Source organism: Shewanella colwelliana ATCC 39565 (assembly GCF_000518705.1).
Lineage (GTDB): Bacteria > Pseudomonadota > Gammaproteobacteria > Enterobacterales > Shewanellaceae > Shewanella > Shewanella colwelliana.
Map to the genome: position 1 here is coordinate 45,353 of NZ_JAEC01000014.1, position 20,940 is coordinate 66,292.

The 20,940-nt window shown below is 46.3% G+C and carries 22 protein-coding genes; 2 read left to right on the forward strand and 20 right to left on the reverse strand.

Annotated elements, in window-relative coordinates; genetic code table 11:
* Nucleotides 1-15 precede the first annotated feature (15 nt).
* The 6 genes from L876_RS0108360 to L876_RS0108385 form a co-directional block, all read right to left on the reverse strand.
* On the reverse strand, nt 16-336 hold the full coding sequence (locus L876_RS0108360; RefSeq protein ID WP_037428267.1) for a DUF4870 domain-containing protein: 321 nt from the start codon (nt 334-336) through the stop codon (nt 16-18).
* An 88-nt stretch (nt 337-424) separates the two neighbouring features.
* On the reverse strand, nt 425-1,120 hold the full coding sequence (locus L876_RS0108365; protein ID WP_028763391.1) for an MOSC domain-containing protein: 696 nt from the start codon (nt 1,118-1,120) through the stop codon (nt 425-427).
* A 13-nt stretch (nt 1,121-1,133) separates the two neighbouring features.
* On the reverse strand, nt 1,134-1,643 hold the full coding sequence (locus L876_RS21395) for a GNAT family N-acetyltransferase (protein ID WP_051413038.1): 510 nt from the start codon (nt 1,641-1,643) through the stop codon (nt 1,134-1,136).
* Complete coding sequence (locus L876_RS0108375) at nt 1,643-3,100, reverse strand: sensor domain-containing diguanylate cyclase (RefSeq protein WP_028763392.1); 1,458 nt, start codon at nt 3,098-3,100, stop codon at nt 1,643-1,645. Before L876_RS0108375 ends, L876_RS21395 begins: the two co-directional genes overlap by 1 nt.
* 236 nt (nt 3,101-3,336) lie before the next feature.
* The gene (locus L876_RS0108380) at nt 3,337-4,188 is read right to left on the reverse strand and encodes a PfkB family carbohydrate kinase (RefSeq protein ID WP_028763393.1); all 852 of its coding nucleotides are present in this window, start codon (nt 4,186-4,188) and stop codon (nt 3,337-3,339) included.
* A gap of 72 nt (nt 4,189-4,260) precedes the next feature.
* On the reverse strand, nt 4,261-4,545 hold the full coding sequence (locus L876_RS0108385) for a putative quinol monooxygenase (RefSeq protein ID WP_028763394.1): 285 nt from the start codon (nt 4,543-4,545) through the stop codon (nt 4,261-4,263).
* A gap of 351 nt (nt 4,546-4,896) precedes the next feature.
* Between L876_RS0108385 and L876_RS21400 the strand changes: the two genes are divergently transcribed.
* Nucleotides 4,897-5,103, forward strand: coding sequence for a hypothetical protein (locus L876_RS21400; RefSeq protein WP_037428246.1), 207 nt, complete (start codon nt 4,897-4,899; stop codon nt 5,101-5,103).
* A 78-nt stretch (nt 5,104-5,181) separates the two neighbouring features.
* On the opposite strand, the gene L876_RS0108395 is transcribed toward L876_RS21400, so the two are convergent.
* Nucleotides 5,182-6,519, reverse strand: a complete 1,338-nt coding sequence (locus tag L876_RS0108395; RefSeq protein ID WP_028763395.1) for a coproporphyrinogen III oxidase family protein — start codon at nt 6,517-6,519, stop codon at nt 5,182-5,184.
* 370 nt (nt 6,520-6,889) lie between these two features.
* A complete protein-coding gene (locus tag L876_RS0108405; protein WP_028763396.1) occupies nt 6,890-7,759 on the reverse strand; it encodes an AraC family transcriptional regulator in 870 nt (289 codons plus the stop codon).
* A 195-nt stretch (nt 7,760-7,954) separates the two neighbouring features.
* On the opposite strand from L876_RS0108405, the gene L876_RS0108410 reads away from it, so the two are divergent.
* Nucleotides 7,955-9,118 (forward strand): iron-containing alcohol dehydrogenase, encoded by a 1,164-nt coding sequence (locus L876_RS0108410; protein WP_028763397.1) that lies wholly within the window; start codon nt 7,955-7,957, stop codon nt 9,116-9,118.
* Between the two features lie 38 nt (nt 9,119-9,156).
* Here L876_RS0108410 and L876_RS0108415 read toward each other — a convergent pair whose 3' ends face one another.
* The 12 genes from L876_RS0108415 to L876_RS0108470 form a co-directional block, all read right to left on the reverse strand.
* The gene (locus tag L876_RS0108415) at nt 9,157-9,372 is read right to left on the reverse strand and encodes a hypothetical protein (RefSeq protein WP_028763398.1); all 216 of its coding nucleotides are present in this window, start codon (nt 9,370-9,372) and stop codon (nt 9,157-9,159) included.
* 40 nt (nt 9,373-9,412) lie between these two features.
* A complete protein-coding gene (locus tag L876_RS23165; RefSeq protein ID WP_281179886.1) occupies nt 9,413-9,535 on the reverse strand; it encodes a lyase family protein in 123 nt (40 codons plus the stop codon).
* 71 nt (nt 9,536-9,606) lie between these two features.
* A complete protein-coding gene (locus tag L876_RS23170) occupies nt 9,607-9,867 on the reverse strand; it encodes a hypothetical protein (RefSeq protein WP_028763399.1) in 261 nt (86 codons plus the stop codon).
* Nucleotides 9,868-10,024: 157 nt separating this feature from the next.
* Nucleotides 10,025-11,017 carry a formate dehydrogenase subunit gamma gene (locus L876_RS0108430; RefSeq protein WP_028763400.1) on the reverse strand — a complete coding sequence of 331 codons (993 nt, stop codon included), beginning with the start codon at nt 11,015-11,017 and terminating at the stop codon, nt 10,025-10,027.
* A gap of 71 nt (nt 11,018-11,088) precedes the next feature.
* Complete coding sequence (fdh3B, locus tag L876_RS0108435; protein ID WP_028763401.1) at nt 11,089-11,658, reverse strand: formate dehydrogenase FDH3 subunit beta; 570 nt, start codon at nt 11,656-11,658, stop codon at nt 11,089-11,091.
* A 20-nt stretch (nt 11,659-11,678) separates the two neighbouring features.
* On the reverse strand, nt 11,679-14,534 hold the full coding sequence (locus L876_RS0108440; protein ID WP_028763402.1) for a molybdopterin-dependent oxidoreductase: 2,856 nt from the start codon (nt 14,532-14,534) through the stop codon (nt 11,679-11,681).
* A gap of 17 nt (nt 14,535-14,551) precedes the next feature.
* Nucleotides 14,552-14,749, reverse strand: coding sequence for a twin-arginine translocation signal domain-containing protein (locus L876_RS0108445; RefSeq protein WP_028763403.1), 198 nt, complete (start codon nt 14,747-14,749; stop codon nt 14,552-14,554).
* Nucleotides 14,750-15,293: 544 nt separating this feature from the next.
* On the reverse strand, nt 15,294-16,307 hold the full coding sequence (locus tag L876_RS0108450) for a formate dehydrogenase subunit gamma (protein WP_028763404.1): 1,014 nt from the start codon (nt 16,305-16,307) through the stop codon (nt 15,294-15,296).
* 50 nt (nt 16,308-16,357) lie between these two features.
* Nucleotides 16,358-16,948 (reverse strand): formate dehydrogenase FDH3 subunit beta, encoded by a 591-nt coding sequence (gene fdh3B, locus L876_RS0108455; RefSeq protein ID WP_028763405.1) that lies wholly within the window; start codon nt 16,946-16,948, stop codon nt 16,358-16,360.
* 27 nt (nt 16,949-16,975) lie between these two features.
* Nucleotides 16,976-19,825: a formate dehydrogenase subunit alpha gene (locus L876_RS0108460; protein ID WP_028763406.1), complete on the reverse strand. Its 2,850-nt coding sequence runs from the start codon at nt 19,823-19,825 to the stop codon at nt 16,976-16,978.
* Nucleotides 19,826-19,891: 66 nt separating this feature from the next.
* Nucleotides 19,892-20,092, reverse strand: coding sequence for a twin-arginine translocation signal domain-containing protein (locus L876_RS0108465; protein WP_028763407.1), 201 nt, complete (start codon nt 20,090-20,092; stop codon nt 19,892-19,894).
* A 173-nt stretch (nt 20,093-20,265) separates the two neighbouring features.
* Nucleotides 20,266-20,931 carry a TorD/DmsD family molecular chaperone gene (locus L876_RS0108470; protein ID WP_028763408.1) on the reverse strand — a complete coding sequence of 222 codons (666 nt, stop codon included), beginning with the start codon at nt 20,929-20,931 and terminating at the stop codon, nt 20,266-20,268.
* Nucleotides 20,932-20,940: the final 9 nt, after the last annotated feature.

Here is a 20,940-nt window from a genome sequence, read left to right on the forward strand (position 1 = left end):
GACTGGCTTAAGCCTTTACGACTTCAAAAACTTAATCGTTAAGGGATAAGAATAACTAATCCCCTCACTGGCTTTCATCGCAGCTATGATGGTCACGACAATGTCAAAAATCGCCAACAAACCTAGCAAAATAAAACCGATCCCAACGAACATTAAGATCATACTAATAAACGCATATAGCATCACGCTTATTTTAAAGTTTAAACAGTTTCTGCCACACTGATCGACAAACGCTATCTCTTCACGTTTCATCAACCACACAATCAATGGCCCTAAAATTGAGCCGAACGGAATTAAATACCCAGAAAAGCTGGCAAGGTGTACTGCAACGCCCATGTTTTTGTCATCTTTGGATAATGCTTCATTTTCTATCACTAATCTTTCTCCTTGATCATTACTATTATGTTGTCCATACCAATCCGTTTTAGCGGCTATGCGGCCCAAAAAGCCTAATCTGCCAAGGCTCTATTTTTTCAGAATCGAAGCGACGACTTAAACTATTCACCCAAGACTGGGCTAACCCCTCGCAACTGGCTAAACGGTCATAGGCGTGCACATCAAACTCGGAAGAAAAATAGATATTCATCGCCTCTCTAACACTCATATCGCTGCAACGTTGTTGCAGCGATATACTTGCATCTTGAGCTATTTTACCAGGGGTTATCACTCGGTAAAACCAGCCGCAAAGGCCACTCGTCTGCATCGCCAGTGCAAAGTCCTGGTGACCGAATTGATGATTGAGCTTAAAACAGGGAGACCGCGGTTGAGTGACTTGCACGATTACCTCACCGATCGCAATTATGTCACCAATATTGACCTGAGTTTCATCGAGGCCAACACTGCTAATGTTTTCGCCCATGGCGGGGGCATCTTTAAAGCCTACCATCATATCCCAGCGTCGATACTGACCATAATGCTCACGAGGGAAATGATGCAGTACCCTGTCTAAGCCACCATGATGCTTAGGATCAGCCTGCGAATCGCCGACAACCGTTGATTCGGTCACCACTAATTGTTGTCGACGCTGTTTCCCTGCAATCATGCTGCTGACACCACCATATTCAGTAACAGCATCGCCTGCATACAATCCCGATATTCTTTCTACTAACAACTGTTTCATATCAAATTCTTTCTTAGATTGATTGGTGTAAGACGAACTTAAGCCACTCACTTGGCGCTTGCTGCTCGGCGCCGAGCAATTCAAATTTCAATTTTTTCAGCAACTGAATTGATGCTTCATTTTCACGCATTACGTTGCCATAAAAAGTAGAAATCTTGTAGTCTTTAATACCCACCTGCAATGCGGCCTGTGCTGCTTCCGCTGCAAAACCTTGGCGCCACACACTACGCATTAACCGAAAGCCAAGATCGACTTCGCCAGACAAAGTATCTTTGCGCAGCCCACAAAAACCTAAATAGCGTCCCGTTGCGCGCTCAATAACGCTCCAACGGCCAAAACCGTGACGCTTGTACTCATCATAGTTTTCGATAAATCGTGCAGCAGCCTCAATAGAATCAAAAGACTCATCGCCCGTATAGCGCAGAACATGAGAGTCAACGTTGAGCCAATAAAAGCCTTCCGCGTCTTGCAGACTAAATTCCCTTAGGATAAGCCTTGGCGTTGTGTTGACCACCCCAACCATTAGGTCGATAGCACCACTTTATTACGCCCTTGTGCTTTGGCTTGATAAAGGGCGACATCGACACGATTAATCAGTGATTGTAAGGACTCATCCTGCTTATACTCACCAACACCTAGACTAACTGTCACACCAAATTCATCACCATTTACGCGGATCATACGTTGCGCAATTTGAGTACGTATTTTTTCAGCCAGATTACTGGCGTGGGCCAAATCACTATTTGGTAGCAGCAGTAAAAACTCCTCCCCACCCCAACGACAGATCAGATCGCTGTCGCGTAACTCGGCGCGCGCAATATGACATACAGTTTGGATGACTAAATCACCAATACTATGACCATGGCGGTCATTAACCTGTTTAAAATGATCGATATCAAGCAGTAGTACAGACACCCGCGAACTCTCTTGTGTGGCTAGCTTTAAGGTATTTTCAAAATGGCTTTCAAACACCTGTCGATTTGTCACACCAGTCAATTTATCGGTAGTGGCCATCAGTTCTAACTTGCGCTGATAGCGACCTAAAGTCATGTTGGCAATAATTAAAATAGCGACGGTGACAATAAAACTCAGCAATATGTTAGTCCAGAAGGTATTGAGTAGCTTCTGCTCATCGGGATCCTCCTCCTGCTCTACCATTAAGTACCATTTAAACTCGGGGACTAGGCGGCTGTTGAGATAAACGCTTTTACCGTCTCGCATATAGGAGATCGATGCACTGGGGCTGGTAAGAATTCGCGTTGCGAGCGGGGCTAACTCTTTAGATTTTTGTAATGAATTGCTGCCATGGTATTCATTGCCTCGCAGCGTAACTCTTCCCGTTCTGTCGACAAAGTAGACATGGCGGTTATAGCGAGCTTGATACATCTCTACCAGCTCTTTAACCTTTTCAACAGCCAGCCCAACGCCTGTGACACCAATAAAGTTGCCATCGAAATCAAATACCTTGTAGTTGATATAAACAACGGTACGGTTTTTATTGGCCGTGTCGGGATCGATATTAATCTCATATAACTCTTCTTTGGGTAGCGACCTGACCCTAAAGTACCAAGCGTCTTCACTGTCTATATCATTAATCTGCTTAAGTACTCCCGTTGAGTGATAGTAGTTACGGGATTTTTCTGACACAAAGAAACTGGTGACCGTATTATACTTTGTTTGTATTTCATTAAGGTAGCGGATCAACTGCTGAGGGTTTTGCTCTTCATTGAGGGTCCATTCTCGTACAAAAGTGTCTTGTGCCATCAAAGAGGAGATAAATATTGGCCGTAGCAGATCTTGTTGAATTTCGGAATAGATATTATCACTGGTGAGCGGGAGTGTGTTTTCAGAGATGTGCTCACTCAAAGAGTCGTGGGCAACCTTATAACTGATCGCACTGATCGCAATAAAAGCACTGAGCAGCAAGATAAACAGTACCCAAATGAACTTCCTTTTATCGCTCCAAACAGCATTCCCCATAAATACCCCTTAACAGCAACAGCTCCCGAAACAGTTAACCAAATGTTAACCGAATTCAAAGCAGAACTCACCGATTTTAATTCAGATAAAAAAAAGCCCCTAAACGGGGCGAGAGATCAGAAGAGCACTCAATGTTAGAAACTAAGCTACAACACACAACAAGGTCAGGGAACAGCCTGCGACCGATGCGAAGTACTTTAGCCTCAGATAATGACATTATGATGACAAATACATGGCTATAGGTGCTTTTGACCAGCCAAATAATGGTTTAATTGTGCGCCAGGAATTGAACTTTGGGTGGCCACCGCAAATGCGGCCCATCTCGCCCCCTCCTCCATTGCTTGGCAAATAGGTTGCTGCTGCATTAAACCATGCAATACCCCTGCGGCATAAGCATCACCAGCACCAGTGGTGTCAATCACATTGGCCGTTTGCGCGGCGACATGCTGCTCACCCTTGTTGTGATAAACCATCGCACCAGACTCACCATCGGTAACGATAAAATACTGTAAACTCTCACCCGCTATCGTTAAGGCATACTTCCACGGAGACAACTGGCTACGCCCCTGCATATCAGCCTTTGAGGCAATAAGAATATGGCAAGGTCGCTGACGGTTATCCTTAGCCAATTGCGCCATCACTAACGTCTGTTTCAGCGCCGTTTTAGCCCAGCTCACCGCCCCCTCGGCAGAAGAGTTTATGTAGAGCGCATCCCAATTGCTCCAATTAGGCGGAGCGGCTAGCTCAAACAGCGGGCGCTCAGGTCTAATAATGGTACGTTCGCCATCGGGTGTCATGACCAATAACATCTCACAGGTATTTTGCTCATAACGCTGCATTAGACGACAGTCTATCCCTTGCGTACTGGCCTCAGCCATTAACCAGTCGCCAATTTTGTCACGCCCAACTTGGCTCACTAGCGCCACGTTATGCCCAGCCCAAACCAAACCAATACCAGTATTCGCGCCACCGCCACCAAGGCGATAGCCACCATCTTGATAATGGTAGCGACCTCCGGTCTCCAATGGCCTATTAAGCTTTAATATACGATCACAGTTTAAATTGGCGATAAGTAGGATACTGGCCATAAGGGCTCCGAAAAATCATAATTAATATAAACTAAGTAACGACAGTAAACGTTCAGCTGACGTGACCCTGCATTAGCCATCACCGTAATAGTAAGTGCCCTTCGGCGGTGAAGCAAACAGCGACATCGCAGCCTGCATCTCATCAACAGGGAAACCATTAACCGACGCTCGATGATCCTCAATCGACTGCCAGCGCTCTATCACCGCAAACAGATCATTATTATCTTGTTGGCGTAATACCTCATAAGCAAGACAACCTTTAGAGGCAGTAATGTATGGGGCTAAAGAGAGCAAGAACTGATGCAAAGCCTGCCCCTCGCCCTCTGCTGCGCGAAATTCGCCTATGCGTATGACCATAAACAATCCTTTCTTTTTAGCCTCAACGCGTATGAATCTGCGCCAGACGATTTACTTAAGAGTGGCTCAAAGCTACCCGAATAGACACGATTATCAAGTGCTACAACCGTGAATATTGGTCGCAAAGCGTTCCCTAAAACGCTCACTTAGATGTAAGCCTTTGCCCTAAGCGCTGTCAGCATCTCGCCTTTACAAAAATAGCCATCAACCACGAACGACTTAACCGATTGTTTTTAAACAGTTTGATTAATATAGAACTTTTGAATGAGAAAACGACTTTCACCAGCAATGACTTTTTGAATACGCAAATAGCGCTACCATTCGTCCACAAGCTAAATAAAGGATTATTGAATGGAATCGATAATATACTTTGATGAAATCATGGATTTGACCGCAACTCCCGAACATAAGCTGCAGCGTTATCGCGCCTGCCTCCATGAATTTGAGCGTCTAAACTACGAAGACCCTTTTATCAGGCAGATCCGAACCGAGGTAGCCCGGCTAGAGCAGGAGTTATCGCTACGGCCAAAGCAACAACACTATTTTCTCAATACCTAGGCTTTGTAGCCCTCAAACACTTGCCAGTAAAAACAAAAAAGGCTGACCTAAGGCCAGCCTTTTTTGTTGCGTTTTCGGTCACATATCACAAGGCTTGAGCGGTTTACGCAGCTGCGCACGAACGTTATCCATACCCGAATAGAACTCTTTCATCATCAATAATCCCATCATTTTACCGTTATCGGTGACGATAAGATTATCGGGATCTGTAGGATCATTCTTAATCGCGCCAATCACCTTCATGGAGGCCATCTCTTTAAACAGTGCTGTATCTAAATTCACCCCAAAGGTCTCACGGAAGTATTTACGTGACAGACGACCCGAGAACATCCCCAGCAAGAATCGATACTGCATCACATCTTTCTTACTGTAATTTTTCTGTTGTTCAACTCCCATACGTCCAGCAGCAATATTTTCTTGATACTTACGTAAAGAGAAGTTGTTCACATACAGGGTGTCATCTAAAAAGCTAAATGAACCTGAGCCCACACCTAAGTATTCATCATAATCGATGACATACTCATCGAAACCTTCGTTATTCGCCTTACCAAAAGCCCATGCAGACAACTGATTATACTGGCCATTTAGGCTATTAAGGATCTGGCGGTATTGACGCGCCATATCCCCCTGAGGTGCGGCAAGTTTACCCTTAACACTCTTGCGAGTTTGATGAGTGATCATCAAGGGGTAAGTGGTAATTTGACGAGGATCTAACCGTGAAGCCATATCCAAATCATGCTGGATAACCTCATCAGTTTGACCACGAAAACCAAAGATAAGATCGACATTGATAATAGGGAACAGCTCTTTAGCCGCCATGATCTTGTCAAACGTCTGCTGACCAGAACCAAACTTCTCTAATCGGTCTGTCATGGCTAAGATGTCGTCATTAAAACTCTGGACGCCAATAGACATGCGATCCACTAGTCCTTCGAGCTGTTTAAAGCCTGGGCTATCTAAATGCTGTGGATCGGACTCGCAAGACACCTCTTTAATACTGGGAAACAAGGTTTTCGCATGCTCAATAGTACGCGCTAACTCATCTTCAAGTACCGTTGTCGTGCCACCACCGATATACATAGATTCAAAGTCATATCCAAGTGCTTTGACCATATCCATCTCTTTACGCAAAGAGATGAAATACGCACGTGCTTTATCTTCTTTGAACAAAAAACGGTGGAAGGTACAGAAAGAGCAAAGGGTATGGCAGAAAGGCACATGAGCATAAAGCATGTACTTCTTACCCTCGACAGGGGCTGGCATCATAGAAGCTGACTGGGTATCGAGGCGTAAATTCTTATCCACATAGTACTGCATGACTCGCTCCATAGAGCTCAGCATCCAGTTGGGTACGGTAATATCGGCTTGATACGGCTTAATCAAGTCACCGGGTACCGATTGAATAATAGAAGACATACAAATTCCTAACTGAACCAGACCTTGAAGCGCAAAGCCATTGGATAAATAAAGACTTAAAAGAGATACACATCCTTTTGCGGAATACAAAAATACCACTTAAGACATAGATAAAACGTGAACTGGCTTTAAGTTACAACACCTAGCATGGGTTTGAGTGCATAATTGTTAAGCATGTCATGTTTTAGTAATTGTTGATTAATTGTAATATCTCCAACAGAGAGTGAGTTGACCGGGCCACATGCCAAAACTCAAAACACCCAACTAGACCTGGCAACCACCACATCACACAATAACATGCCACTTTGCTTGCTTAATAACAGAGTGCCAAGTGGTTCACAGCCAACAACCCCTCACCATAACCACCAGGTTATCGCCTAATGCACTCACCCGGACTTTGTTTAAAGTAGCGTTTAAATTCACGGCTAAATTGCGCGGGGCTTTCATAACCAACAGCCAAGGCGGCTTCTTTAGCCTTAGCCCCATGTTGTTGCAGCAGCTCTTTGGCCTTATTGAGACGGATTTTTTTCACATACTGAATAGGTGAAGAGGCTGTCACCTCTTTAAAGCCGCGATGAAAAGCCGATGTACTCATATTGACTAGGCTAGCAAGCTGTTCGACCTCAATAGAGTCTGCATAGTGCTGATGGATAAAGCTCAGTGCTTTATCAATGCGAGAAAGCCGGGTGTGGCTTAATGCTAATGCATATAAAGGTGCTGCATTGGGCAACATCAGTAATCGATACAGTAACTCATGTAAAAAACTGCCGCCCAGCGCCTGCGCCTCAAGGGGAGACAGCAAAGCTTGCAGCAGTCTGATCACACAACTCTCCATCTGCTGGTTATTCTGGGCAATAAAATAACCAGGCAAGTGTGACTCCCCCAGTTCAGTAGGCAGTTGATCATGGGCATCCATCACCCGAGTTAATTCATCCAGTAGCTTTAGGTCAATATCAATGACCAAGACTAAGACAGGTTCTTCTACCGATGCAAACGTCTCACACTCCACCGGAACAGGCACCGTCATTACGAGTGAGTTTTGCGGGTCATAGTCGAACACTTCGTTGTCCAGATATACCCGCTTCTTACCCTGCCCGACAATCAGTACGCCTTGGTAATAACACATAGGTCCACGCGCACCATATTGCGAGCTACGAAAAATATGAACCCCTTGCAAGGCAGTTGGATTTATCCCTTCGTTTGGCGCAAGCGCCGACATTAGCTGAGCAATACTCTTCATCAAACACCTCGACCGACTTTGGAGGTGAATACTAGCACCAAGATAGGAAAGTGCACACTTTAGGCCACTTTAATCCAAATTCAACAAGCATAGAGTAGGAATAGGCAAATTTGATCCAGCAATAGGTATTTCTATTTATTCAAACTGAACTAAGATTACCCTCAGATCCTATAGCTTTAAAGAAAGGTAACGCCCATGCTAAATTTTGACTATCGAAATCCAACTCACATTGTATTTGGCAAAGAGAGACTTGCGGAGCTAGACCAACTCATACCTGCCGATGCCAGAGTTTTAGTCACCTATGGTGGCGGCAGCGTTAAGCGTTTCGGTACGCTCGATAAGGTACTTAGCGCATTGGGCGGTCGCACAGTGTTTGAGTTTGGTGGTATCGAGGCCAATCCCAAGTATGAGACCTTAATGCAAGCTACTGAACTTGCCCGAAAGGAGTCGATTGACTTCCTGTTAGCTGTTGGCGGTGGTTCGGTGATGGATGGCACCAAGTTTATTGCCCTAGCGACAAAGTTTGAAGGTGATACCAGCAGTCTGCTATTCCATGGATTCGCGCCAGTTCCTGTCGATGCGAAAGATGTGTTGCCGCTTGGAACTGTTGCAACCTTGCCAGCGACGGGTTCAGAAATGAACGCCTTTGGTGTTGTAAGCTATCAAGGTGGTAAGTTCCCAGTAAACCATCCCAGCATCTATCCTACCTTTTCGATGCTAGACCCAACACTCACCTTCAGCTTACCCAAGATCCAAGTGGCTAACGGTGTGGTCGATGCATTCGTTCATGTGCTTGAACAATATGCCACTTATCCTGTCGATGGACGAGTACAAGACAGAACAGCTGAAGGGATCATGCGAACACTGATCGAAATTGGCCCTATTACAGTAGCCGAACCAGAAAATTATCAAGCGCGAGCGAACTTGATGTGGAGTGCCACTTCAGCGCTTAACGGCATGATAGGCGCGGGTGTGCCATTCGACTGGACCACACACATGATAGGCCATGAACTCACTGCGCTGTTTCATATCGATCACGCACAAACCTTAGCGGCACTCTTGCCATCAGTATGGCGTGTACGCAAAACACAGAAGCATGCGAAATTATTGCAATATGCTGAACGCGTATGGGATATCACAGATGGCGATGAAGAGAGCCGCGTCGAGCAAGCGATTGCCAAAACCGAAGCCTTCTTCCAGCAAGTAGGACTCAAAACACGCCTGCGTGACTACGACATAGCCAAAGCGCAAATTGACGATATCATTAACGCTCTGGAAGCTCATGGTATGACGGCGCTATCGGAGTCTGGCGATCTAGGCCTAGATGTCAGCCGTGAGATTTTAGAAAAAGCTTGGTAAAGCAAGCAGCCTAGACAAAGCTAGCGAAGAGACTGACCTTAATCAGTCTCTTTTGCTTTTTCGGATACCGTTTTGCGCTTTTTGAGTATAATAAACAGTAAGTCGACAGCCACAATACCTAACACTACTATACTGAACCCATTAATGAGATCACGTTGAAAAGCCAACAAACTGGTAGCAAAGAGATTGGCCAACACCAATGCAGCCAGCGATATAACCAAGGTTATCGCAATAATGGCGCTAACTTTTATCATCCCAGCTCCTTCAACTCAACCTAGCCCATCTCTGCACAGATTAGTTGCGCAGCGCTTGAATCATCGCTATACATTGCTCAATTTGACTAGCCCAGCCATCCAGTACTTGGCTCATGCGAACAGGCATGGCATCCATTAAATGGGTACGCCCAATTTTAACCACATCGTCAACCTGTAGCGCCTTCGTCTGAATGGTTTCGACCAGAAAAACCAAGGAGGGAAACAGTCAATGCTCTAGGGCCAACAGCGCACTGATATGTATGCTGCTGGGGATAATATCGTTACTGCGGTTGGCTGTTCAAGTAGGGTTAACTCTGCATTGGCTTCGGCCGCGGCCCACTTTGCCAGTAACAACGCTCGAATATAACTTATCGGCATTCTCTGGCCACTAATAGGGAAATTGTTTATCGCCCTTGCCGTTTGCGCGGCATAAAACACCTCGATAGGCACCTCAACTTTTCCCAAGCTATCTATCACCTTTTTAGCCGTCACCATGACCCAACACCTTAACGACCAATATTTTGAGCTTAGTATATAACTCGCGAGATTGGCGTGGCGCATTGCCAACAGTAGGGATAAAAAAACACCTCGCCAGTTGCCCAGCGAGGTGTTTCATTTCGTAGCTCGTAGCTCGTAGCTCGTAGCTTAAAGATTACTCTTTATACTTAAGCGTACCGTTCTCTTTGATCTCGTCAAACCAAAGGTTATGGTGCTGGCTTGCCCATGTCTCATCACAGTAACCAGAAACCATACACTCCATACCACCTTCAGACATCACTGTCGCCATGAAGATATGCACAATAGAGAATGCGGTAATAATGATGGCACTGACTGAGTGAAGCACTAAAGCGATTAGGCTTAAGGTACGGCTAGGCTCGAACAAGTTCGGGAATAGCAGCAACATACCTGAAGCTGATATCACTAGACCAAATGCAGCAAACGCCCAGAACCATAGTTTCTCACCAGCGTTAGCAAAACCTGCATCGGGGTGCTTACCTTTAAATGGACCGAAGTTAATGTAACCACCAACAACCAACATCCACTTCAAGTCGTACATCTTCGGCAACTGATTCTTAGCCCAAAGGGTTGTCATCAATGCCCAACCGATCATGAACGGAATAGCCATGAAGTCATGCACTTGCTTAGCACCATAGACAAATCCAGCCCAGATGCCTTCACTGATATATGGCTGGAAGAAAAAACGTCCTGCTAACAAAGTGAGACCAGTTAAGATCAACAGCAAACAAGGAATCGCGCCAAGCCAATGGATCGACACGTCGAATTTCGACCAGCGATACACTAACTTGCCCGAGAAACCACCGTGTAGCTTAGAGATTCCATTCACTTTGATAAACAACACAAAGATGATGATCATCCCAAACAGCGCAGCCATCAGAGCTGGTGCCAACCAGTCACTGCGTAACTCCAGTACTCGCAAGTCGTAGCTATTGATAGGCTGATTATGAAACTCACCATGAGAAGTGGTTTCGCCCGTTGCGCCAGCTTGCAATTGCGCCCAAATTTGGCCTTCTGTTGCGCCATGACTATGGTCAGTCGCGCCATCGTGTGCAAATGACAGCGCACTGAATGTCGTGCCAATCACTAACGCGAGAATCACGCTAAATTGTTTGAACCATTTGTTCATATTACATCCTTATCGTCCACACCGCCCCTAAGGTACGGCGTGGATTAATGTGGCGTTATACAAGTTGGGATTTAGCCCCAAATCGCATTTTTTGAACCACGGTATGCAACACGCTCACGGAAGATGTTTGAGATAACCTCAGCATCACCAGCAAGTAGCGACTTAGTCGCACACAGTTCAGCACACATAGGCAGCTTACCTTCAGCGATACGGTTTGAACCGTACTTCTGACGCTCTGCATCTGAATGGTTCTCTTCAGGACCACCGGCACAGAAAGTACATTTGTCCATCTTACCTCGGCTACCAAAAGCACCCTTTTTAGGGAACTGAGGCGCGCCAAACGGACAAGCGTAAAGGCAGTAACCACAACCGATACAGGTATCTTTATTGTGCAACGTTAAGCCGTCTTCTGTCTTATAGAAGCAGTTTGCAGGACAAACGGCTTGGCAAGGTGCATCAGTACAATGCATACATGCCACAGAGATTGACGCTTCACCAGGCATACCATCATTAATGGTCACCACGCGGCGGCGTTGAATACCCCACTCAAGAGCGGAATCGTTTTCGTTCTTACATGCAGTGACACAGCCGTTACATTCGATGCAGCGCTTGGTGTCACATAAAAATTTCATTGTAGCCATGTTGGCAATTCTCCCAGTACTTAGGCTTTAGTGATCTGACAAAGCGAAGCTTTAGTCTCTTGCATCTGCGTCACAGGGTCATAACCGTAAGTTAAGGCCGTGTTCGCAGACTCACCAATCACATAAGGCACTGTACCTTCTGGATAGTTCTTCTCTAGGCTTTCACCGTGCATCACACCCGCAAAGTGGTATGGCATCCAAGTAACACCTGGTTTCACACGTGGAGTCACCATAGCTTGGATCTTAATACGACCACCTTCCGCACCCTCTAGCCATACAGTGTCACCATTACGGATACCACGGTCAGCCGCATCAGCAGGGTTAATTTCAACAAACATCTCTTGTTGAAGCTCTGCTAGCCAAGGGTTAGAGCGCGACTCTTCACCACCACCCTCATACTCAACCAGACGACCAGAAGTCAGGCCTAGTGGGTACTTAGCTGTGTTGTCATTCTGCTGAATTGACTTGTACAGTGTTGGTAGGCGATGCACTTGCATGTCATCATAGGTTGGGTACTTAGATACAAGATCACGACGTGGCGTATAAAGCGGCTCACGATGCACAGGCACTTGATCAGGGAAAGTCCAAACAATACAACGTGCTTTAGCGTTACCAAATGGAATACAACCGTGCTTCATTGCCACACGTTGGATACCACCAGAGATATCGGTCTTCCAGTTTTTGCCTTCAGCCTCTGCTTTCTCAGCGGCCGTTAGCTCGTCCCACCAACCAAGTTGCTTAAGCATGTCAGCGCTGAATTCTGGGTAACCGTCTTGGATTTCAGCACCTTTAGAGAAGCTACCTTCAGCCAATAGGTTCTTACCTTTGTACTCAACACCATAACGGGCACGGAAGTTACCACCGCCCTCAAGCACGTGCTTGTGTGTGTTATACAGGATCTGTGTACCCGGGTGTTTCTGCTCTGGTGTGCCCCAGCATGGCCAAGGTAGACCATAGGTTTCACCTTTCGCAGGACCACCTTCAGCTTCAAGCGTCTTATTGCTGAAAGTACCCCAGTTTTGGGTGTGTAGCTTCAAACGCTCAGGGCTTTGGCCTGACATACCAATGGTCCACATACCGCGGTTGATTTCGCGAGTAATGTCTTCAATGACCAACATATCTTTGGCATCTTTGGCGATACGCTTGGTATATTCGTCAGCAAAACCAAGCTTTTGAGAAAGACGATACATGATCTCAAGGTCAGTCTTAGATTCAAATAATGGCTCGATAACCTTCTCACGCCACTGCTGGCTACGACCAGAGTTAGATACTGAACCTTCAGTTTCGAACTGGGTTGCCGCAGGCAATAAATACACACCGTCTTTACGGTTGTGCATAACACCAGCCATAGTTGGGAACGGATCCACAACAACCACAGTGTCCATCTTGTCTAGTGCTTCACGCACATCACGCTGACGAGTTTCAGTGTTAACTGACTGACCCCAGAAGAACGCCATACGAACGCGATCTTTCTGCGCTAGCTTTTCAGGTGTCTCAAGTACACCATCGTGCCAACGTGAACACGGAATACCAGGAGTGTTCATCGGTACACGGCCAAGGTAGCTGTTTTGATCAAAGCGGCCTTTAACCCAATTTAAGTCAAGATCCCACACGTGGCTCCAGTGCGTCCAAGCGCCTGAAGTCAAGCCGTAGTAGCCAGGAAGATTATCAAACAGTAGACCTAAATCCGTTGCGCCCTGTACGTTATCGTGACCACGGAAAATGTTTGTTCCGCCACCTTTAACGCCCATATTACCCAGAGCAAGCTGCAGGATACAGTAAGCACGTGTGTTGGCGTTACCAACGTGATGCTGAGTACCACCCATACACCATACAACGGTACCAGGACGATTTTCAGCCATTAACTTCGCCGCTTGGTAAACGTCTTCTTCGCTCACGCCAGTGATGTCCGCAACCTCTTTAGGTGGGAACTTCTTCACTTCCTCGCGTATAGATTCCATTTCAAATACACGCTGCTCGATAAAGGCTTTATCTTCCCAGCCATTTTCGAAGATATGCCAAAGCATACCGTAGATGAACGGAATATCAGTACCTGGACGCAGTGCACAGTGGTGATCAGCGTGTGCAGCAGTACGAGAGAAGCGTGGATCAACAACGATGATCTTAGCGTTGTTTTTCTCTTTCGCGATCAGAATATGCTGCATCGCCACTGGATGCGCTTCAGCTGGGTTCGCCCCAATGAAGAAGATGGCATTAGCATTTTGAATGTCGTTGAAAGAGTTAGTTTGCGCACCATAGCCCCAAGTGTTTGCAACACCGGCTACCGTGGTAGAGTGACAAATACGTGCTGAGTGGTCGACGTTGTTAGTGCCCCACATAGCCGCAAATTTACGATACATGTAGCAACCTTCGTTAGAAAACTTAGCGCTACCCATAAAGTAAAGTGAATCTGGACCCGACTCTTGACGGATATCTAACATCTTGTCGCCTACTTCGCTAAAAGCTTGCTCCCAAGAAATTTTCTTCCACTTACCGCCTTCTAGCTTCATTGGGTATTTTAGACGCTTCTCGCCGTGACCATGTTCACGAAGGGCTGCACCTTTCGCACAGTGACCACCAGCATTAAACGGATGGTCAAATGCAGGCTCTTGTCCCGTCCAAACACCGTTTTGAACTTCAGCATAAAGGCCACAACCTACCGCACATGCACTACATACGGTGCGCTTGATCTCAGTTGGTGCATTATGTGGAATATCTTTGGCTTCGGCGCGACGCATCATGCCTGTACCAAGAAGAGAAGCCGCTGCAATACCACCAGATGTGATACCTGCATGCTTCATAAATTGACGACGGCTAATCCCAAGTGTTTGCTTAGCAACGACTGGGGCCTCATTTGATTTGCGAGTTAACTTCATCGCTGGAATTCTCCTAATTAGCTACGCAGGCTGTTGTAATAACTGCGGATATGAGCAGTTTCATGGTAGCCATCAGTGTTTTTTACACTGGTCTTATTTTCTGTTGCATTAGCAACACTAACACCGCTTGCGGCAATGGCCACACCGGCCGTACCACCTATGGTGAGTGCTTTCAGCAATGATCTACGATTGAGATCGGGCTGTTGCTTTTTCATTCTTGCTCCTAGTGAAATTAGGAAGATTCATAGAGTAGGGATGGTTTTATTCAAATTGGTTAGCAACACACTCGTTGCACGAATGTTGAACGCAGGTATCAATTTGGTAAAATCTGTATATTTATTAAAAACATCCAATTAATTACCCGTGCAATATAAGCAAGTTGTGCTTAGGAAAAATTGATCTGAATCGGGTTCATTAGTCAACAAAAGTGAATAGAATCCCAAAGTGTTAAGCCAGTCATATTTATTGAATTAAAACACCTCAACACTCACATTAAATCAGCGGATTTTCCTCTGAGAGATGTAACAAATTTGTATCACTAAATAATTGAAAAATAGCGATAACAGTTATCATTAAGCGATATAAGACTTGGGCAAAAGAGGGCTTAAGGGCGGAAATGTTAACGCCTAAAAGGAACACCTTGTCGGTGAGATAATGTAAGAAGCTTAGTGGTAATAAAAAGCACCTCGATGGTTACCCAACGAGGTGCTTTATCAAGCGGTTTCTGCTGCTCTAGCTGGGTTAGCTAAAGTGAAAGAATTACTCTTTATATTGCAAGGTACCGTTTTCTTTGATCTCGTCATACCAAAGGTTATGGTGTTGTACAGCCCAGTTTTCATCACAGTAACCAGACTTCATACACTCCATACCACCTTCACTTAACACGGTGGCCATCCAGATATGAACAATAGTAAAGGCAATTAGAATAATCGCGCTAATACCATGAATAAGCAGCGCCGCCATAGAGGCTTCACGAGGAAGGTCTAAAGCAGGTAAAACCAACATGATGCCAGACACACTAATAAACAGACCGAAGAATGTCAGTGTCCAGAACCACATTTTCTCACCAGCATTGGCGAAACCACTGTCTGGGTGCTTGCCTTTAAATGGGCCAAAGTTGATGTAACCACCAACGACTAAGAACCATTTCAGATCATACATCTTAAAGGTTTGCAGCGGCATCCATTTAACCACACACAATGCCCACGAGATGATGAACAGCGGACCCACATAATCATGGATAGTCTTACTACCGTAGATCAACGATGCCCAAATACCTGTGCCCACATAAGGTTGCAGTACATGCTTACCTAACATGATATTTAGACCGGTAAAGATCAATGCCATGCAAGATATCGCAAGTAGCCAGTGAAGCCAGATATCGGCTTTAGTCCAACGCAACACCATCTTGCCAGAGAAACCGTGGCTTAACTTTGATGGACCATTGACCAAGAAAAACAGTAAAAACGCACCGAAAACACCGACAACCGCCAGTGCCATTGCAGGCGTTAAATACTCATTTTTAATGTTTGTGCCTTCAATAGCAGACACATTGATCAACACACCACCTTCAACACCCTTTTCAGTAGTGTATCCAGATTCCCCAGACTGAACGGCTCTCCACAAATCGGCATCGCTAGTTGTCGCGGTAGCCATCTGCTGGCTGGTTTGATCGTCAACGGCGTATGCCGTGGCGCTCAAGCCTAACCCCATTGCAAGAATGAGAGGCAGTGCCAACACAGTGAATAGGCTGCGCAGTGATTTTAATAACATAGTCACTCCTTTACAGACGATGAACCCAAGGGCTCATCGTCCTATTCACTTTAGGCGCCTGTCTTTGGGGTGTAACCCCAAATCGCATTAGGGTTACCACGTGCAGCAATACGCTCACGGTAGATGCCAGAAACAATCTCTGCATCACCAGCAAGCAGTGCTTTGGTTGAACAAAGCTCTGCACACATAGGCAACTTACCTTCAGCTAAACGGTTTGCACCATACTTCTGACGTTCTGCTTCAGAGAAGGTCTCTTCTGGGCCACCAGCACAGAAAGTACACTTATCCATCTTGCCACGGCTACCAAAAGCGCCCTTTTTAGGGAACTGAGGCGCGCCGAATGGGCAAGCGTAGAGGCAGTAACCACAACCGATACAGGTATCTTTATTGTGTAGTGTTAAGCCGTCTTCAGTCTTGTAGAAGCAGTTTGCAGGGCAAACGGCTTGGCAAGGGGCATCAGTACAGTGCATACATGCCACTGAGATAGATGCTTCACCTGGCTGACCATCATTAATGGTCACTACGCGGCGACGTTGAATACCCCACTCAAGAGCGGAATCGTTTTCGTTCTTACAAGCTGTGACGCAACCGTTACACTCGATGCAGCGTTTGGTGTCACATAGAAATTTCATGACTGCCATAATGGCTTATCTCCTCATCAAGTTCAGTTAGGCTTTGGTGATCTGACACAAGCTAGACTTAGTCTCTTGCATCTGCGTCACAACGTCATAGCCATAGGTCAATACGGTATTGGCTGATTCACCAATGACGTATGGAACCGTGCCTTCTGGATAGCTCTTCTCAAGGCTTTGACCTTCGAAGACACCAGCGAAGTGGTATGGCATGAAACATTCACCTGCGATAACACGTGGTGTAACCATGGCCTGAACCTTGATCTTGGCACCTTCAGGGCTGTGAACCCAAACCGTATCACCATCACGTAGACCACGATCTGCCGCATCGGCAGGGTTGATCTCGATGAACATCTCTTGCTGAAGTTCTGCTAGCCATGGGTTAGAACGAGTTTCTTCACCACCACCTTCATATTCAACAAGACGACCAGAGGTCAGCGCAATAGGGAAGTCTTTGGCGAAATCCTGATCCTGAATAGACTTGTACAGGGTAGGAAGACGCGCAACCATACGGTCATCATAAGTTGGGTACTTAGCCACCAAGTCACGACGAGGCGTATAAAGTGGCTCACGATGCACAGGGATATCATCAGGGAAGTTCCATACAATACAACGCGCTTTAGCGTTACCGTAAGGAATACAGCCATGATTAATCGCCACACGCTGAATACCACCTGAGATATCAGTCTTCCAGTTTTTGCCTTCAGCAGCCGCTTTCTCTTCAGCAGTTAGGTCATCCCACCAGCCAAGCTGCTTAAGCATCTTGTCGGTAAACTCTGGGTAACCATCTTTGATTTCACTGCCCTTAGAGTAAGAGCCTTCAGCCAAAATGTTGTTACCTTCGTGCTCAACACCATAACGTGCACGGAAGTTACCACCACCGTATTTCACTTCACGACCTGTGCGATACAGAATTTGCGTGCCAGGATGCTTCATCTCTGGTGTGCCCCAACATGGCCAAGGCAGACCGTAGGTTTCACCTTTAGCTGGGCCGCCTGGTGCTTCAAGCGATTTAATGTCGAATGTGCCCCAGTTTTCTTGGTGCATCTTCAGACGCTCAGGGCTCTGGCCTGTGTAACCAATGGTCCACATACCTTTGTTGAACTCACGAGTAATGTCTTCAACTAATGGCTCATCACCATTGACCTGAATATGCTTACAGAACTCTTTCTCGATGCCCCACTTCTTAGCTAGCTTGTACATGATCACATGGTCAGGCTTAGACTCAAATAGTGGTTCAATCACCTGTGTACGCCACTGTAGTGAACGGTTAGAAGCCGATACTGAACCGTAGGTTTCAAACTGAGTTGAAGCCGGTAGCAGATATACACCATCGGTACGGGTGTGCATAACACCTGCCATCGTTGGGAATGGATCCACAACCACTACCGTGTCCATCTTGTTCAATGCTTCACGCACTTCACGACCACGGGTTTCGGTGTTAACAGACTGACCCCAGAAGAATGACATACGAATGTTATCTTTCTGCGCAATCTTAGACTTATCTTCTAACACACCATCATGCCAACGAGAACATGGGATACCTGTAGAGGTCATTGGATCTTGACCAAGGTATTGTGCTTGGTCGAAACGGGCTTTAACCCATTCGTAGTCCAAGTCCCATACGTTACACCAGTGCTTCCAAGATCCTGTCTTGAGGCCATAGTAACCCGGTAGTGTGTCAAACAGCAGACCAAAGTCCGTTGCACCCTGCACGTTATCGTGACCACGGAAGATGTTAGTACCACCACCAGCTACACCCATATTACCTAGGGCAAGCTGCAGGATACAGTAAGCACGGGTATTGGCGTTACCAACGTGATGCTGAGTACCACCCATACACCAAACAACCGTACCAGGCTTAGTTTCGGCAAGCATTTTAGCTACGCGATACATCTGCTCTGGCGGTACACCAACCACATTTTCAACTTCGGCTGGCGTCCATTTAGCAGCGGCTTCGCGGATGCGTTCCATACCGTAAACACGCTGATCGATGAAGCTCTGATCTTCCCACTTGTTTTCAAAAATGTGCCACAGTAGACCATAGATATAAGGAATATCTGTACCAGGGCGAATATGCACGAACTCATCAGCTTTAGCTGCAGTTCGGGTGAAACGAGGGTCGACGACGATAATCTTCGCGCCACGCTCTTTACCTTCCAAGATATGCTGCATTGAAACAGGATGTGCTTCTGATGGGTTAGACCCAATGAACATCATCGCTTTTGCGTTACGAATATCGTTGAAAGAGTTGGTTTGCGCACCATAACCCCAAGTGTTTGCAACACCGGCTACAGTGGTAGAGTGACAAATACGCGCTGAGTGGTCGACATTGTTGGTGCCCCACATTGCTGCGAATTTACGGTACATGTAAGCTTGCTCGTTAGAGAACTTTGCACTACCCATGAAGAATACAGAGTCAGGACCCGATTCAGCACGGATATCGAGTGCTTTTTGGCCAACTTCTTCAATGGCTTGTTCCCAAGAGAGACGCTTCCACTTGCCGCCTTCCAGTTTCATTGGATACTTAAGACGCTTCTCACCATGACCGTGTTCACGCAGTGCTGCACCTTTTGCACAGTGGCCACCAGCGTTAAATGGATGATCGAAAGCAGGTTCTTGACCTGTCCATACACCATTTTGAACTTCAGCATAGATACCACAGCCCACAGAACAGTGAGAACAGATAGTACGTTTTACTTCAGTTGGCGCATCATGAGGAACTTCTTTTGCTTCTGCTTTACGCATCATACCAGCGCCAAGCATAGAGGCCGCGGCAATACCACCAGTAGCAAGACCTGCTGTCTGAAGGAACTGACGACGGTTTAGACCTAGGACGGGCTTTTTAGCAGCTTCTGCCTGGTCTGTTTTGCGGGTTAATCGCATCACACACTCTCCTAATATTATTGAATTACTGCGTAATTACCGATTCATAAACCACTAACAAGCGGCTTACTTGGTACGTAACGACGCGTAATAACTACGAATATGATCCGTCTCGTGGTAGCCATCACCATGTGCTGTATCTTTAGCAGGTGTTGGCGTAGCAGCCATTGCCTGGCCACTAACAGTGGCCACTGCACCAGCAGCGCTACCCACAGCCAATGCCTTTAGCAATTGACGACGACCCATATCGGAAGCTTGCTTCTTCATAGTGTCTCCTAATTTTTATACTTAATTTGAGTCGCTACTTTAATCATCTCGGTTAACAGAAACTCGGTTTCGGTTAATCTTAAAGTGGCAACCCGACTATGATTGAGGGCGAACCCTCAAGTTTTGCTACGCCAGCTCATACAACGAGCTGGCACAAAGCGTAAACCTTCAACCTATGACGCGAGTTCACTGGTTGTCGGTTCAATCTTTTCCGATTCACTGCCAGGGCAGTTCACCGGAATATTTAAACTCAGTTGTTCAAACTCGTTGGCTTCAATGACAAAAAACGCCTTAGCCAGCTGTGCAACGGTGGCATAAAATGCCGCACTTGGTGCTCGGCCTAAATGGTCACAGAAACGATCAATCCAGCTACCAATATGACGTTGGTAAAAAGCCAACTGGCGATAACCTGGCGCCTCTAAAATTAAGGTCCCCATGACTTCGCACAGCGCGGCGACATGATCTTCTGGCTCTTTCACTTCATCGGTACGCTCAAAGCCCAACTGCATCAGGTCCTGACGCAGTAACGCTAATGGCTTATCCATCAACGACCCAGTCATAAACCAACTGCCGTAAGGTAAAATCTCACCACTGCCGACACCTAAGAAGATGCTGAAATACTCATCTTCTAGTTGATCACTAGTGAATTGCCCTGCCGCTAATTTCAGCGCCGACCAAGCTTTAGTGATCTCGCTGTCATCATCGACATCAATTTCAAGGCTTGAAAGGAACTGCAATAATTCAGCGCTTGGCTGGCTGCGTAGTAGCGCCGCCAAAAGCTGGTAGATATCGGCTCTTAACTGATCGTTTTCTGATACTTCTCTTACTAATTCGGTCATGGCTAAACT